The organism is Aneurinibacillus sp. UBA3580, from assembly GCF_002375825.1.
GTDB lineage: Bacteria > Bacillota > Bacilli > Aneurinibacillales > Aneurinibacillaceae > Aneurinibacillus > Aneurinibacillus danicus.
In genome coordinates this window covers 1-14206 of record NZ_DFMZ01000028.1, presented here as the reverse complement: position 1 = coordinate 14206, position 14206 = coordinate 1, and the positions used below count along the sequence as shown (strand labels likewise).

Annotated in this window: 16 protein-coding genes; 1 reads left to right on the top strand and 15 read right to left on the bottom strand. The window is 51.1% G+C overall.

Annotated features, from left to right (window positions below; translation table 11 throughout):
- Window positions 1-250 precede the first annotated feature (250 nt).
- On the top strand, window positions 251-439 hold the full coding sequence (gene rpmB, locus B2899_RS04630; protein ID WP_146809443.1) for a 50S ribosomal protein L28: 189 nt from the start codon (window positions 251-253) through the stop codon (window positions 437-439).
- A 56-nt stretch (window positions 440-495) separates the two neighbouring features.
- Here the strand turns inward: rpmB and spoVM are convergent, their stop codons facing one another.
- The 15 genes from spoVM to B2899_RS04555 all read right to left on the bottom strand — a co-directional run.
- The gene (spoVM, locus tag B2899_RS04625; RefSeq protein WP_139188865.1) at window positions 496-573 is read right to left on the bottom strand and encodes a stage V sporulation protein SpoVM; all 78 of its coding nucleotides are present in this window, start codon (window positions 571-573) and stop codon (window positions 496-498) included.
- Window positions 574-720: 147 nt separating this feature from the next.
- The gene (gene rpe, locus B2899_RS04620; RefSeq protein WP_146809444.1) at window positions 721-1383 is read right to left on the bottom strand and encodes a ribulose-phosphate 3-epimerase; all 663 of its coding nucleotides are present in this window, start codon (window positions 1381-1383) and stop codon (window positions 721-723) included.
- A gap of 4 nt (window positions 1384-1387) precedes the next feature.
- On the bottom strand, window positions 1388-2263 hold the full coding sequence (gene rsgA / locus B2899_RS04615; RefSeq protein WP_146809445.1) for a ribosome small subunit-dependent GTPase A: 876 nt from the start codon (window positions 2261-2263) through the stop codon (window positions 1388-1390).
- A gap of 15 nt (window positions 2264-2278) precedes the next feature.
- Window positions 2279-4282, bottom strand: coding sequence for a Stk1 family PASTA domain-containing Ser/Thr kinase (gene pknB / locus B2899_RS04610; RefSeq protein WP_286884346.1), 2004 nt, complete (start codon window positions 4280-4282; stop codon window positions 2279-2281).
- Complete coding sequence (locus B2899_RS04605) at window positions 4279-5022, bottom strand: Stp1/IreP family PP2C-type Ser/Thr phosphatase (RefSeq protein ID WP_146809446.1); 744 nt, start codon at window positions 5020-5022, stop codon at window positions 4279-4281. The genes pknB and B2899_RS04605 overlap by 4 nt, the downstream gene beginning before the upstream one ends.
- 14 nt (window positions 5023-5036) lie before the next feature.
- Entirely contained in the window at window positions 5037-6077 is a 1041-nt protein-coding gene (gene rlmN, locus B2899_RS04600; RefSeq protein ID WP_146809447.1) for a 23S rRNA (adenine(2503)-C(2))-methyltransferase RlmN, read from the bottom strand.
- A 94-nt stretch (window positions 6078-6171) separates the two neighbouring features.
- Window positions 6172-7563: a 16S rRNA (cytosine(967)-C(5))-methyltransferase RsmB gene (gene rsmB, locus B2899_RS04595; RefSeq protein WP_146812078.1), complete on the bottom strand. Its 1392-nt coding sequence runs from the start codon at window positions 7561-7563 to the stop codon at window positions 6172-6174.
- Window positions 7556-8494, bottom strand: a complete 939-nt coding sequence (gene fmt, locus B2899_RS04590) for a methionyl-tRNA formyltransferase (protein ID WP_286884348.1) — start codon at window positions 8492-8494, stop codon at window positions 7556-7558. The genes rsmB and fmt overlap by 8 nt, the downstream gene beginning before the upstream one ends.
- Window positions 8495-8539: 45 nt before the next feature.
- Window positions 8540-9001, bottom strand: a complete 462-nt coding sequence (gene def / locus B2899_RS04585) for a peptide deformylase (protein WP_146812079.1) — start codon at window positions 8999-9001, stop codon at window positions 8540-8542.
- Between the two features lie 167 nt (window positions 9002-9168).
- Window positions 9169-11598 (bottom strand): primosomal protein N', encoded by a 2430-nt coding sequence (gene priA, locus B2899_RS04580; RefSeq protein ID WP_146812080.1) that lies wholly within the window; start codon window positions 11596-11598, stop codon window positions 9169-9171.
- Window positions 11599-12807, bottom strand: a complete 1209-nt coding sequence (gene coaBC, locus B2899_RS04575; protein ID WP_286884345.1) for a bifunctional phosphopantothenoylcysteine decarboxylase/phosphopantothenate--cysteine ligase CoaBC — start codon at window positions 12805-12807, stop codon at window positions 11599-11601.
- A gap of 103 nt (window positions 12808-12910) precedes the next feature.
- Window positions 12911-13123 carry a DNA-directed RNA polymerase subunit omega gene (gene rpoZ, locus B2899_RS04570; protein WP_146812082.1) on the bottom strand — a complete coding sequence of 71 codons (213 nt, stop codon included), beginning with the start codon at window positions 13121-13123 and terminating at the stop codon, window positions 12911-12913.
- 3 nt (window positions 13124-13126) lie between these two features.
- Entirely contained in the window at window positions 13127-13744 is a 618-nt protein-coding gene (gene gmk, locus B2899_RS04565) for a guanylate kinase (protein WP_146812083.1), read from the bottom strand.
- A gap of 16 nt (window positions 13745-13760) precedes the next feature.
- Window positions 13761-14021: an extracellular matrix/biofilm regulator RemA gene (remA, locus tag B2899_RS04560; protein ID WP_146812084.1), complete on the bottom strand. Its 261-nt coding sequence runs from the start codon at window positions 14019-14021 to the stop codon at window positions 13761-13763.
- 57 nt (window positions 14022-14078) lie between these two features.
- On the bottom strand, window positions 14079-14206 hold a 128-nt coding region (locus tag B2899_RS04555; protein ID WP_286884347.1), incomplete at its 5' end, for an endoribonuclease YicC domain-containing protein.

Genomic DNA, 14206 nt, shown 5'->3' with positions numbered 1-14206 from the left:
CACAAAAGTTAGTTGTTCTTCCCATGATTTTCATGTTGGGGTTGCGGCGGAAATGCCATAAGATTTTTCTGTTCCTAGGACGAGATGCTTAAATTGTTCATCATTTACTATAAAGAACTCTCCAACGCGCGTCAATGTAAAGGATAAATTCTTGACAGATCTCTTGCTTTTGCCATACGTGTATGATATTATACTTGAGTATGCAAAGAGAGTCACTTTGATTGACTGCATCTCAGGGAGGTGGAATAGAATGGCACGTGTATGTTATGTAACTGGCAAACGGGCGAAAACCGGCAACAAGCGCAGCCACTCCAACCGCGCGAACAAACGCACTTGGGGCGTAAACGTACAAAAAGTACGCATTCTGGTGGATGGAAAGCCGAAGCGCGTATACGTAAGCACTAAAGCATTGAAATCCGGTTTAGTTACGCGAGTGTAATAGAGACATAAAAAAAGCACCCCTTTTATGGTGCTTTTTTTATGTCTTACGCCACCTCATCGTTTTCCCCCGCCGAGAATCGCGCGAATCAGCCCCCCCAGAAACTTCGGCAGCTTAATAGTATAAAACCGCATGATGACCCCTCCCTTATTTCAGGTACAGTCCAGTATATTCAAATGTACCGGCTGTGTACTTCTTCCGCCTGCTCGGTTTAACATATGCCGGGCTTCTAAAAAATATGAAATCAAGCTCAATAAAAAAACACGGCCCTCAACTTTATTCTATAATCGGCAAGCCTGTTTAATATCTTCGATGGCGCGGGCACGATCCGCCTGACCGAAGACGGCGTTACCCGCCACCAGGCAGGTCGCTCCGGCTTTTGTAACAAGCGGAGCCGTTTCGGCATTAATGCCGCCGTCGATTTGAATTTCGACTTTATCGCCCAGACCGCGCTCTTCAAGCATTGTTTTTAGTTGTGTCACTTTGCGCACAACTTCCGGAATGAATTTTTGACCGCCAAAGCCGGGGTTCACAGACATAAGCAGGACCATATCGATATCTTCAAGCACGTGCTCCAACGTTCCGACCGGAGTGGCAGGATTAAGAGAAACGGCGGCCTTTACGCCTTGATTTTTGATATGATAAATCGTGCGGTGCAGATGCACGCATGCCTCCTGATGTACGGTAATGATATCCGCGCCGCTCTTTGCAAACTCGGGGATGTACATATCCGCATTCTCAATCATCAGATGGACATCAAGCGTCAAATTCGTATGCGGGCGAACGGCTTTTACAACCAGTGGTCCAATCGTGAGATTCGGCACAAAATGACCGTCCATCACATCGATGTGGATCCAGTCCGCACCTCCCTGCTCTACTTCTTTAATCTCTTCTCCCAGGCGGGCAAAATCCGCGGAAAGAATCGACGGTGCAATCTTAACCATGTGTTCAATACCTCGGCTTTCTCTCTTTGATTTCCTGTAGAAATTGCAGATAGTTCTCATAGCGCGCAGGTTGAATTTCATGCGCTTCTACCGCTGCGCGCACCGCACAGCCCGGCTCATTCACGTGCAGGCAGCCGCGGAATTTGCATTCCCCGAGCATGGCACGCATTTCTTTGAAATACAGCCCGAGCTCATTCGCTTCAATCGATTGAAAATCTAGCGAGCTGAAACCCGGTGTATCTGCGACCCAGCCGCCTTCCGCCAGATGAATCAGCTCTACATGCCTTGTCGTGTGCCTGCCCCGACCCAATTTCTGGCTAATCGGAGCTGTTTCTAGTGAAAGCCCGCTGAATAAGGCATTTAATAAGGAAGATTTGCCTACCCCTGACTGGCCGGCGAAAACGGACAGGTGTCCGCCGAGATATGCACGAATATCTTCAATTCCCCTTTTGCCCTTCGAGCTGGTCACTACGACCGGATAGCCAATCGCATTGCAGCGCTCACGAATACGGTTGAGTTTCTCCTTATCGGATAGCAAATCAGCCTTTGTAAGGCAGATGACTGCATCTACGTTGGCCGCCTCCGTATGTACCAGAAACTTATCTAACAGCTGCGGATTAAAGTCCGGTTCGACGAGCGAAAAGACGAGAATCGCTTGATCGATATTGGCAATAGGCGGACGAATCAACTCGCTCGTCCGCGGTAAAATCTCGGTTATCGTTCCTTCCGTTCCGTTTGTTTCGTATACCACTTCGTCCCCGACCAGCGGAGTGATGCCTTTTTTGCGGAATACCCCTCTGGCCCGACATTGCCAGAGCGCATCACCGTCCTGCACATAATAATAGCCGGCCAGTGCTTTTACTATACGGCCCTGCGGCATGAGACCCCTCCAATTTTATTGAAAATCACTGTATTTAACCTGTTTTTCTTGATATAGTTGTCCGTCCCTGTATACCTGGATGATCGCATCCTGTGATGGCGAGAGGACGACAGGAACCTGAAACTGCGTACTTTGTTTAATCGTGTAGCTGTCCACCGTTTTGTTCTGTGCGGTGGCGTCCGTCACTTTAATCTCGATGTTGGCCTTCTCGCCCGGGTTCAAGTAGACGTCCACCGTCTCTTTTACCCGGCGCGCTTCCTCAGGCAGACCTTCGCTGACCGTGATGCGCACCCATGTACCTTTTTCGAGCTGATTATCCGGACGGTAAGACTGTTCGATTACAGTCCCTTCCGGCTCGTAACTCGGCTTCCTATCTATCTGCGGACGCAAGCCCAACTGTTCGAGCTTAAGCTTTGCCTCTTCCTCGGTCAAACCTACAAGTTTTGGCAACGTTGCCTTCTCCTGACCCTGGCTTACGACCAATGTCACTTCCGTATCGGATGCCACAATTTCTTGGCCGGCGGTCGGTGTCTGTCTCAGGATCGTACCGGCCGGCTGATCTTCACTTGTTTCTTTTTCAATATGATAATCTTTGTATTTGCCGGTAAGCTGGCTTTCCACATCATCGATGTTCTGTCCCACGAAATTAGGCATTGCTGTCTTCGGCTTGCCCTGGCTGACGATCAGCCGTACTTCGGAATTTTCTTTGACCTGCATGTTCGGCACCGGATCCTGCTTAATTACACGGCCGGGTGCCACTTTCTCATCGTACTGTTCCTGAATGGCCGGCCTTAATTTTAGCGCCTCCAGCTTCTGGCGTGCTTCATCAAGCGGCATATTCTGTACTGACGGCACGGTTACGTCCGGCACACGGAAAAATGAGAAGCCGTAAAAGACAGCGGCTCCGACCAGCATAAAAAACAGAAAAATCCCTGCAACCCAACCAACCGCTTTTTTCCAGGGCAGCGGCTTTGTATCCGTCTCTTCTACCGCGGCTTCTTCCCGAACCGCCGGTTTCTCCGCCGCTTCGCTCGGCTCTTTGACCGGCACAGCCTCTTCCTCGTCCCAATTACGTTTGCGCATCATCTCCGGTTTAATCGCCGGAATCACGCGCGTAATTTCCGGGTCTTCTTCCACCCCGTACTTCTCCGGAAGAAGATATACAGGCTCATTCCTGCGCTCCGGTGAGAGGGACGTCTGCAAGTCTTCTAGCATCTCACGCGCCGATTCATAACGGTACATCGGCTCTTTCGCCATAGCGCGGATGATGACATTTTCTAAGCTCTGCGGAATCTCCGGACGGAGCTTGCGCGGAAGCACATATGTCTCTTGCAGGTGCTTAAGCGCCACACTAATTGGCGAATCACCGGAGAACGGCAGTTCCCCCGTCAGCATCTCGTACAAAACAACACCAAGCGAATACAAATCCGATTTAGCACCGGCCGCGATACCCTTCGCCTGTTCCGGCGAAAAATAATGCACGGAGCCAAGTACGGAGCCGGTATGCGTAATTGTCACCGATGATACAGCCCGCGCGATACCGAAGTCGGTCACTTTAATGCGCCCGAATTTATTAATCAAAATATTATGCGGCTTAATGTCCCGGTGGATCAGCTCATTTTGATGCGCGTGGTCGAGCGCGTCGCAGATTTGAACCGCGATATCCACCGCTTCTTTCACATCCAGCGGAGCGTGTCCATTGATATATTTTTTCAATGTCATCCCTTCGACATATTCCATAACGATATAGTACATATCGTCCTCTTGGCCAATATCGTAGATGTTGACTACGTTTGGATGGGACAAGCTTGCCGCCGCCTGAGCTTCCCTATGAAAGCGGGCCACGAAATCATCGTCATTTCCAAACTGGGAGCGCAGCACTTTCAAAGCTACCGTGCGATTCAGCAGCGTATCGCGCGCACGGTAGACAATGGCCATCCCACCTTCTCCAATTTGCTGTTCAATTTCATAGCGCCCACCGATTCGCTTTCCAATCATCTGCAGGCTCCCCCCTTTCATTCTCCGGCCTCCGATTGATTACGCAGCAGGATGACCGTAATGTTATCTTCCCCGCCTGCATCCAACGCTCTTTCAATCAACTCGTCCGCCATCTCTTTAAGGGAGCCATTCGTAAGCACCTTCGCCATTGCCTCGCTGCCGATTTTGCCTGATAATCCGTCCGAGCAAAGCAGCAGCATGTCACCAGTATCCCAGTGCAAAATACTGAAGTCGGCCTTAACCTTCTTGTCGGTACCAAGCGCGCGCGTCAATATATTGCGCCTCGGGTGGTTGGCCGCTTCATCCTGTGTAATCTGGTGGTTACGCAACAACTCGTTAACCAGCGTATGGTCGCTTGTAATCTGCTGAAGAATGCCCTGGCTGTAGCGATAAATCCGGCTATCCCCGATATGGGCCAGCACGCCGAGCTGGTGGTTCATCAGAGCAATGACCACCGTTGTCCCCATCCCCCGGCATTCTTCATGCTCCTGTGCATATGTCAGAATACGCTCATTGGCCAGTTGAATCGCATTATTCAGCTTCTGCTGCAGCTCACTCGGCGTAGTATAATCGGTTATGTCCTTCAACGATTCACAGATAATATCAACCGCCATCTGGCTGGCGACGTCGCCCGCCTGATGGCCGCCCATGCCGTCAGCGACGATCGCGAGAATCCAGCCGTTATCATACCGCTGGATTCGTCCTGAATCTTCGTTCGTCTGTCTTACACAACCGATATGCGTCTGTATGGCTGACTCCATTCTATTCCTCACCTCTACGTCTGTTTCGCATGCTGGGCCCGCAGCTGTCCACAGGCCGCAGCGATATCACTGCCGTGTTCACGGCGAATCGTAGCATTGATTCCTTTCGCTTGCAAAGTTTTCTGGAATGTAAAAATATCGTTGCGCGCAGTGCGCACGTAGTTGCGTTCCGGCACATAGTTTACCGGAATGAGATTGACATGGCACAGCATGCCTTTAAGGAGCTCAGCCAGCTCTTCGGCATGCTCAGGTCTGTCATTCACCGAGCCGAACAAACCGTATTCGAATGTTAGGCGGCGACCGGTCGTTTTAATATAATACTCACAGGCTTCCATCAGCTCATCCAGCGGATAGCGCCGGTTCACCGGCATGAGACGCGAACGGATTTCCGTATTCGGTGCATGCAGAGAAATTGCCAGGTTTACCTGCAGTTTCTCATCGGCGAATCGGTAGATGTTCGGCACAATACCGCTCGTAGATACCGTGATATGCCGCTGGCCGATATTCAGGCCCTTGTTATCATTGATAATACGAAGGAACGCAAGCAGCGCATCGTAGTTCTCGAACGGCTCGCCGATCCCCATGACAACGACATGGCTGGCCCGCTCATTCTTAGCATCCAGCGCTTTTTGCGCCGCCAACACCTGCATGACAATCTCTCCTGCCTCTAGATTGCGCTTGAGACCACCCAGCGTTGACGCGCAGAACGTACAGCCGATGCGACAGCCAACCTGTGTGGTGACACAGATGCTGTTGCCATAGTTATGCCGCATGATTACCGTTTCGATCGCATGGCCGTCATGGAGTGAGAACAGGAACTTCACCGTTCCGTCCTGCGATTCCTGACGGGTAATCTCTTTTAGCGCATCCATGCGAAATGACGCGTCCAGTTTCTCACGCAGGGCTTTGGACAGGTTGCTCATCTCGGCGAATGACTCCACTCGCTTCCCATACAACCAATCAAATACTTGCCCGGCGCGGAACGCTTTCTCCCCGTTCTCTTCCATCCATCGTGTAAGCTCAGGGAGCGTCAGGCTATAAATAAAAGATTTCATTCTTGTAATCACCATTTCTTCTCAAAAGTTCACATCATATTGTATCACAAAACATTTCTAAAAAGAAAAAAGGAAGCATAAAACACGCTTCCTACTATTTTTTCATTTTTAGACGGGAAATAAAAAATCCGTCTGTACCAAAATGATGGGGCAGAATCTGCATATATCCTTCCGTCAATGTCCCGTACTTCTCCCTAATCGTTTCGGGCATGTCCTGCGCAAGCGTGCCGTCTAACTCCCAGGCAGGATGTTCAGCTATAAAACGGCGTACCAGTTGCTCGTTTTCCTCCGGTTGGACAGTGCAGGTACTGTACACGATTTTGCCGCCCGGTGCCGCAAGCTCTGCAGCCGCACAAAGAATCTTATATTGAATTTCGCTGATGGCCGATATGTCTTCCTGCCATTTGTGCCACTTAATGTCCGGCTTACGGCGTATAACCCCCAAACCGGTGCAGGGGGCGTCCACCAGAATTCGGTCGAATTTCTGCTTCGAAAACAGTTTGTCCGCGTTGCGTGCATCACCCTGGCGGCTTTCGATAATCGAAATACCGAGACGGAACGCATTCGCTTCAATCAGGGAAATTTTATGCGGATGCAGATCCAGTGCCGTAATCTCGCCTTTATTTCCCATCAATTCGGCGATATGCGTCGTTTTGCCTCCGGGAGCCGCACACACATCAAGCACCTTCATGCCGGACTTTGGTGCCAGCGCCCGCCCCACCAACATGGAACTCTCATCCTGCACAGTACACGACCCGCTTGCATAAGCCGGCAATTCCGCAATATTACCGATATCGCTTACAATGACACCTTCTGGAGCGACACGCGAAGGCTCCACTTCCGCATCGGTTTTCTGCTTTTCAATTTGTGCAATCAATTCATCCCGAGTCACCCGGAGCGTGTTGGCTCTAAGACTTACTACCGGCGGCAGGTTGTTGGCCGCACACATGCTTTCCGCCTCCGCCTCACCATATAGCTTCATCCATTCTTCCACCATCCACTCGGGATGCGAGTGGGCAAGGGCAATCCGCTTGACCGGCGGCAGATCGGTGGGAATTTCAACCTTCTCCGGTTGGCGCAGACGATTGCGCAGCACGCCGTTGACCATGCCTGCAATTCCTTTATGTCCCCAGGCTTTTGCAATTTCTACCGCTTCGTGTACCGCTGCGCGTTCCGGAATCCGATCTAAATATGAAAGCTGATAAAAGCTGATGCGCAGCAAATTGCGCACCCAGCCTTCCAGCTTGACCGGCGGCTGGGTCACAAATTTTCCGAGCATCCAATCAAGCGTATTCAATCGGCTAAGCGTACCGTAAACCAATTCCGTCGCCAATGCTGTATCGCGGCGCGAGAGCCTGGTTTGGTCAAGCGCGTGTTTCAACTCCAGGTTGCTGTACGCCTGCTTTTCTTCAATATCCGTCAGAACGCGTACGGCCAGTTCGCGGGCGTTTCTGGGAACCGGCAACGTTTTTCTCCGTTTACTCATCGGCCGTCTCCGTGGCAAATCGCATGCCGGGTTCAAGCGTGGAGCTACCGCGCACGTAGTCGGCGACCGCCATTGCTTTCTTGCCGGCAGGCTGGATACGAGTCAAACGCAGGATGCCCCGGCCCGTCTGTACATCCATGCCTTCCGGCGATACGGACAGAATGGTGCCCGGCTCCTTGTCATCACCGCCGTCTTCTTTTAACACATGCGTCTCCCAAACTTTCATCACCTGATTGTCCGCTACGGTGTACGCGACCGGCCACGGATTCAATCCGCGCACCTGGTTGAACAGCTCGCGGGCAGACTTCGTCCAGTCGAGACGCTCATCTTCCCGCTTAATGTTCCATGCGTACGTTACTTTCGATTCATCCTGCTTCTCCGGATCGATTTCACCGTTTATCAGCTTAGGGATTGTCTCGAGCAGCAGCTTGGCCCCGGCCCGGCTCAGCTTGTCGTGCATCGTACCGACGTTATCCGTTTCTTCAATCGGCACACGCACCTGGCTCAACATATCACCCGCATCCAATTTCTCCACCATATACATAATCGTTACACCGGTTTCCTTCTGGCCATCAATAATCGCCTTATGGATTGGCGCGCCGCCGCGGTATTGCGGAAGTAAGGAAGCATGCACGTTAATACAGCCGTACTTCGGATAATCAATCAGATCTTTCGGCAGAATTTGCCCGAATGCCGCGGTCACGATTAAATCCGGTTTATAATCAAGAATGTCCTGCACGCCGTCCACCTTCAGCTTCTCCGGCTGCAGTACCGGAAGACCGAACAGAAGCGCAGCCTCTTTCACCGGCGGGGCGGCCAGCTGCTTTTTGCGTCCCTTGGGACGGTCCGGCTGTGTAACCACCGCAACGACGTTATAGTTTTCTTCCATCAATTTTCGCAAACAGGGCACCGCGAAATCCGGGGTGCCCATAAATACGATTCGCACAAGCGTCCACTCCTTCTGTGTCTTATGCTTCTATTGTTCTTTTCCGGAGTACGTTCTCTCCGCCAGGTCGATGAATAGTACGCCGTTTAAATGATCGATTTCATGCTGAATGGCGCGTGCCAGCAAATCTTCGCCTTCCACAATAATCTCGTTGCCGTTACGATCCAGCGCTTTCGCTTTCACCCAGCGGGCACGGCGCACATCCCCTAACAGACCGGGAATGCTCAGGCAGCCTTCCGGACCGAATTGTTCTTCTTTTGCTTCAATGATTTCCGGGTTAATCATCTCAATAATGCCATCTCCAACATCAATGACAACGACCCGCTTTGTGATGCCGACTTGCGGCGCAGCCAGACCGACACCTTCCGCATCATACATCGTCTCAGCCATATCGTCCAACAATTTATGAAGATTCGCGTTAAACTTTGTCACTTCTTTGCACTTCTCCCGCAGTACCGGGTTCGGGTGCTTTACAATCATTCGGATGCTCATTCGTTTTGTTCCTCCCATATGAATCCGACTTATTTTCTGTGAAAATCATTAAAGAAAGAAGGAGAAGGAAGAGCCGGAGAAGAAAAAGGCGTTCGCCTTTTTCACCATGAAATCCTCTCCTCATTCTTTCCTCTCCTTTCTTTCTACCCTCTCAAACTTATTTTGTGCTACATCATCATCTGCGGATCTACATCCACCGTAAGCGTAATCCCCGTCTTCTTCCGTTCTTCGTCAAACGCCCGGATTACCCGTGCAACCGCGGGCAGGACGTTCGGATCGCTTTTATATTTTATCATGCATTGGAAACGATATCTATCTTTAATGCGAGCGATCGGGGAAGCGACAGGCCCCAATAAATAGGCGCCCGGTGGAATAATTTCGCGCAGCTTCTTCCCGAAGCGTTCAGCTGTTTTCACAAGCAGCGGCACATTTTCATGCGCCAATGTAAATAGGATGAGCCGATAGTACGGCGGGTAGTTCTTCTCATAGCGCTGCTTAATCTCTTCTACAAAAAAAGATTTATAGTCATGCCGGCTTGCATACTGAATGCTGTAATGCTCCGTATTGTACGTTTGCAGAATCACTTCACCCTTCTTCTCATGGCGGCCCGCCCGGCCTCCCACCTGGGTAATCAACTGAAACGTCCGCTCCGCCGCCCGAAAGTCCGGCAAGTTCAGCATGCTGTCAGCGGCCAGCACACCGACAAGTGTGACGTTCGGAAAATCAAGTCCCTTGGCAATCATTTGTGTGCCGAGCAGCACATCGCCTTTGCCTTCACGAAACGCCTGCAGCAATTTCTCATGTGCACCTTTACGCCCGGTCGTATCCACGTCCATCCGGATTACACGAATTCCCGGAAAATAGCGCGCCAGCTCTTCTTCTACTTTCTGGGTCCCCGTCCCGAAAAATCGGATATGCTCGCTGCCGCACTCCGGGCATACTTGCGGCTCACGTTCTGTATAGCCGCAGTAATGGCAGCGCAATGTCCGGTTACTGCGGTGATACGTGAGGGAAATGTCACAATGCGGGCACTGGGCCACATAGCCGCATGAACGGCACATAACGAACGTGGAGAAGCCGCGCCGATTGAGAAACATAACAATTTGTTCGTTTTTCTCAAGGCGGTCATTTATTCCTTCCATCAGCGTTTTGCTAAACATCGTCCTGTTCCCGTCTCTTAATTCTTCCCGCATATCTACAAGCCTAACCTCCGGCAGCGGCCGGTTTCCTACCCTTTCTGTCATTTCGAAGAACCGAATACGCCCCTTTTTCGCCTCATGGTAAGTTTCCATTGACGGCGTTGCACTGCCCAGTATGACGATTGCATTGTGTCGCATCCCCCGATACTGGGCAATCGTGCGCGCATGATAGCGCGGCGTTTCCTCCTGCTTATAGGAACCTTCATGTTCCTCATCTAAAATGATCAATCCCAGATTTTGAAACGGTGCAAATACGGCGGAGCGGGCACCGATCGCGACTTTCACTTCGCCGCGCCGAATCTTGCGCCATTCATCGTAACGTTCACCCTGGGACAGGCGGCTATGCATAACCGCCACCTGACTGCCAAACCGCCCTTTGAAGCGGTTGACCATTTGCGGGGTAAGCGCAATCTCCGGCACAAGCAAAATCGCTTCCCGGCCCTGCGCAATGGTACGCTCCATAATTTCAAGGTACACTTCCGTCTTGCCGCTTCCGGTGACACCGTGCAGAAGACACGGAAAATAGACGGGCGGATTCATCCCTGCGACGATGCCGTCAATCACGCTTTGCTGCTGCACGGTAAATGCATGCTTCGGTGCCGGTGTAAACTTGCGACCGGCGAACGGATCGCGGTAATTTTCAACTTCTTCTTTTGTAAGAAGTCCTTTGTCTACCAATCCTTTGACCGCGTGGTGAGAGATGCCGAGCATCGCAAGGAGTTCCGGCTGCGAAATTGGGCCATAGAAATGGATGAAGTGTGAGAGAATCTCCTTCTGCCGCACGGCGGTTTTTGGAAGCTTGGCGTGAGCAGCCTCAAGTTCTTCGACAGGTACGGCCGGCGAGAGGAGCGTGACTGTTTTCTTCGTGACACGATCGCCTACACTTTGCTCTACGTGAATTCGCTTCTGCTTTATGCCCTCATCAAGCCAGACCCCGGCTTCCGGGAACTCCTTTATTACTTTATTCCAAGAAATAGGCTGACGTTTCTCAATATATTGATAAAATGCCTGTTCTTCCGGCAATACAGGAATAAATGCTTTTCCCTCCGGCGTGAGCGAGATTTGTTTTTCGTAGCTGGAACGAAGCACTGCCGGAATCATGGATTGCAGTGCCGCATACTGCGTACACATGTATCGTTCGCTCATGCGGCCGGCCAGCCAGACCATTTCTTCAGTCAGCGGCGGTTCCACATCCAGCACATCAAGGATGTCACGCGTTTTCTGTACTTCAGATGTTTCCGACAGTTCCACAACAAATCCCTGTAGCTTGCGCGGTCCGAACGGCACGGAAACCCGGCTGCCGATGGCGACAAAAGGGGTAAGGGATGGGGGAATCCGATAATCGAACGGCCGATCGGTATCTACGACCGGCACATCAACAACAACGCGGGCAAACATCTACTCTCTCCGTTTCTTGCAGGCTTCAAGCACGGCATCCAACAGACGGTCGGCAATCTCCGCCTTGCTCATTTGCGGCAAATCTCTTTTTTCCCCGTCTTTTGTATAGATGGTAACAATGTTCGTATCCGTACCAAACCCCGCACCGCTCTGTGCCACATTATTGGCCACAATCATATCGGCATTTTTCCTCTCCAGTTTCCCCCGTGCGTTTTCCTCCACATTCTCCGTCTCCGCCGCAAATCCGACAAGGAACTGGTGCGTTTTCCGCTTGCCAAGCTCCGCAAGAATGTCGCGTGTCCGCTCAAGCTCAATCACTAAATCTCCGGGCTGCTTTTTCATTTTCTGACTATGTATGCTCTTTGGCCGGTAGTCAGCTACGGCCGCGGATTTAACAATCACATCCATCTTATCATAACGGGCTATAACCGCCTGATACATATCTTCGGCCGATACAACCGGAACGAACTCAACATCGGCAGGAGGGGTCAGATTGGTTTTTCCGCTGACAAGCGTCACCTGCGCGCCGCGTTTAGCTGCGGCTTCGGCAATGGCATAGCCCATCTTGCCGGTCGAATGATTTGTGAAAAAGCGGACCGGGTCGACCGCTTCTTGGGTCGCTCCCGCCGTTACCAGCAGACGTACGCCTTCCATGTCTCTATGCCGTTCATCAGCAAAAAACATTTCAATTTCCCCAAGGATATGCGCCGGTTCAGCCAGGCGCCCTTTGCCTGTCCAGCCGCATGCCAGGTAACCTTCTGCCGGTTCGATAAAGCGATAGCCGTATTCTGTGAGCCGACGCATATTATTCTGCACCGCCGGATGACCGTACATGTTTACGTTCATGGCGGGGGCAATCCAGACGGGCGCTTTTGTCGCCAAATATGCAGTCGTAACAATATCATCGGCAATACCGTTTGCCATCTTGCCGATGATATTGGCCGTCGCCGGTGCAACAAGGAACAAGTCTGCTCGGTCTGCTACATCAATGTGCGAGATGACCGCCGGGTTCGGTTCCTGGAACGTATCGGTCAGTACAGGATTCCTTACCAGGGCCTGAAACGTAATCGGCTGAACGAACCGCGTGGCCGACCCGGTCATCAACACCCATACATCGGCACCTCGCTGGGTTAGCTTACTACACAAATCAGCAACCTTATAAATCGCAATGCCTCCGGTGACACCGATGACAATGGTTTTTCCTTTCATTGCTCTCTCCCCTTTGCATTGAAAAGAAGCGCATATCGTGCCCGCCTGCATCGCTGCAAGCCCTGGTTCGATATGCGCTTCCCGTTGTGTGCGTTCGTTTGGCTTATGATTGGCTGGTCTTGTTAGCCCGTTCGAATTCAATCTTTCCGGCGTGCAGCTCTTCTAATGCAATGCCGACAAACTTATGAGAAACCGGCTTATCAACCAAAAACTTGTTCTGCTCACGCATCTGGCGCGCACGTTTAGAAGCGATACTTACCAACGTGTATTTACTGTCCACTTTCTGCAACAGTTCATCAACCGAAGGATAAATCATCTGTTAAAAAACCTCCTTAATCCAATCACGATATTTCGCGATTTGTCTTTCTTTTTTTAAATGCTCTGCCGTGATCACAGCCTGAATACGATCGCAAGCCTTGTCCACTTCGTCATTTACGATGACGTAATTATAATGATCCATCAACTCGATTTCCGCTCTCGCTACCATCATGCGGTTACGGATCGACTCTTCCGTCTCCGTACCGCGGCCGGTAATGCGGGAGCGGAGCTCTTTTAAATCCGGCGGCGCAAGAAAAATAAAGATACCTTCCGGAAACTTCTCTTTCACCTGCAACGCACCCTGCACTTCAATCTCCAGAATGACATCGCGGCCGCTCGCCAGCGTATCTTCCACAAATTGACGCGGCGTACCGTAGAAATTACCAACATATTCTGCCCATTCCAGCAGCTCGTCATTCTCGATCATCGCTCTAAATTCATCTTTCGTCTTAAAGAAATAGTTTACCCCGTCTATTTCTCCCGCACGCGGTGCGCGCGTGGTGGCAGACACAGAATACACAAGCTCTTTCATGCGTGGCCGAAGCGCAGCGCACACCGTCCCTTTGCCTACGCCGGACGGTCCCGACAAAACAAGCAACAACCCTCTGTCTTGCGTCATACAATCCCCCGTTTAATTATTCCTCAGAATCATCGTCTTTACTGGTCAGCCTGTGTGCTACCGTCTCCGGCTGCACAGCAGACAAAATTACATGATCGCTGTCTGTTACGATAACCGCGCGCGTACGTCTGCCATACGTAGCGTCAATCAGCATTCCACGGTCCCGCGCTTCTTGGATAATGCGTTTAATCGGAGCAGATTCCGGACTCACAATCGAAATAATGCGATTGGCTGAGACAATATTGCCGAATCCGATATTAATCAATTTAATGGCCATTCATGTACGCCTCCCTATTTTCAGCGGGATAGTAAAGTTAACTTTTATTCTACTGCTTTATTCTATATTTTGCACCTGTTCTTTCACTTTTTCTAGCTCAGCTTTCAAAATGACCACTTTTTGACTGATTTCGAGATGATTCGCTTTGGCGCCAACCGTATTAATTTCCCTGTGGCATTCCTGCA

Bases quoted from the DNA above. Each gene is read 5' to 3' on its own strand.
- B2899_RS04605 (WP_146809446.1), bottom strand. From the start codon at position 5,022: ATGGAGTCAGCCATACAGACGCATATCGGTTGTGTAAGACAGACGAAC.
- rpe (WP_146809444.1), bottom strand. From the start codon at position 1,383: ATGGTTAAGATTGCACCGTCGATTCTTTCCGCGGATTTTGCCCGCCTG.
- rlmN (WP_146809447.1), bottom strand. From the start codon at position 6,077: ATGAAATCTTTTATTTATAGCCTGACGCTCCCTGAGCTTACACGATGG.
- gmk (WP_146812083.1), bottom strand. From the start codon at position 13,744: ATGACGCAAGACAGAGGGTTGTTGCTTGTTTTGTCGGGACCGTCCGGC.
- rsgA (WP_146809445.1), bottom strand. From the start codon at position 2,263: ATGCCGCAGGGCCGTATAGTAAAAGCACTGGCCGGCTATTATTATGTG.
- def (WP_146812079.1), bottom strand. From the start codon at position 9,001: ATGAGCATCCGAATGATTGTAAAGCACCCGAACCCGGTACTGCGGGAG.
- fmt (WP_286884348.1), bottom strand. From the start codon at position 8,494: ATGGGCACCCCGGATTTCGCGGTGCCCTGTTTGCGAAAATTGATGGAA.
- rpoZ (WP_146812082.1), bottom strand. From the start codon at position 13,123: ATGATTTATCCTTCGGTTGATGAACTGTTGCAGAAAGTGGACAGTAAA.
- remA (WP_146812084.1), bottom strand. From the start codon at position 14,021: ATGGCCATTAAATTGATTAATATCGGATTCGGCAATATTGTCTCAGCC.
- spoVM (WP_139188865.1), bottom strand. From the start codon at position 573: ATGCGGTTTTATACTATTAAGCTGCCGAAGTTTCTGGGGGGGCTGATT.
- coaBC (WP_286884345.1), bottom strand. From the start codon at position 12,807: ATGAAAGGAAAAACCATTGTCATCGGTGTCACCGGAGGCATTGCGATT.
- priA (WP_146812080.1), bottom strand. From the start codon at position 11,598: ATGTTTGCCCGCGTTGTTGTTGATGTGCCGGTCGTAGATACCGATCGG.
- pknB (WP_286884346.1), bottom strand. From the start codon at position 4,282: ATGAAAGGGGGGAGCCTGCAGATGATTGGAAAGCGAATCGGTGGGCGC.
- rpmB (WP_146809443.1), top strand. From the start codon at position 251: ATGGCACGTGTATGTTATGTAACTGGCAAACGGGCGAAAACCGGCAAC.
- rsmB (WP_146812078.1), bottom strand. From the start codon at position 7,563: ATGAGTAAACGGAGAAAAACGTTGCCGGTTCCCAGAAACGCCCGCGAA.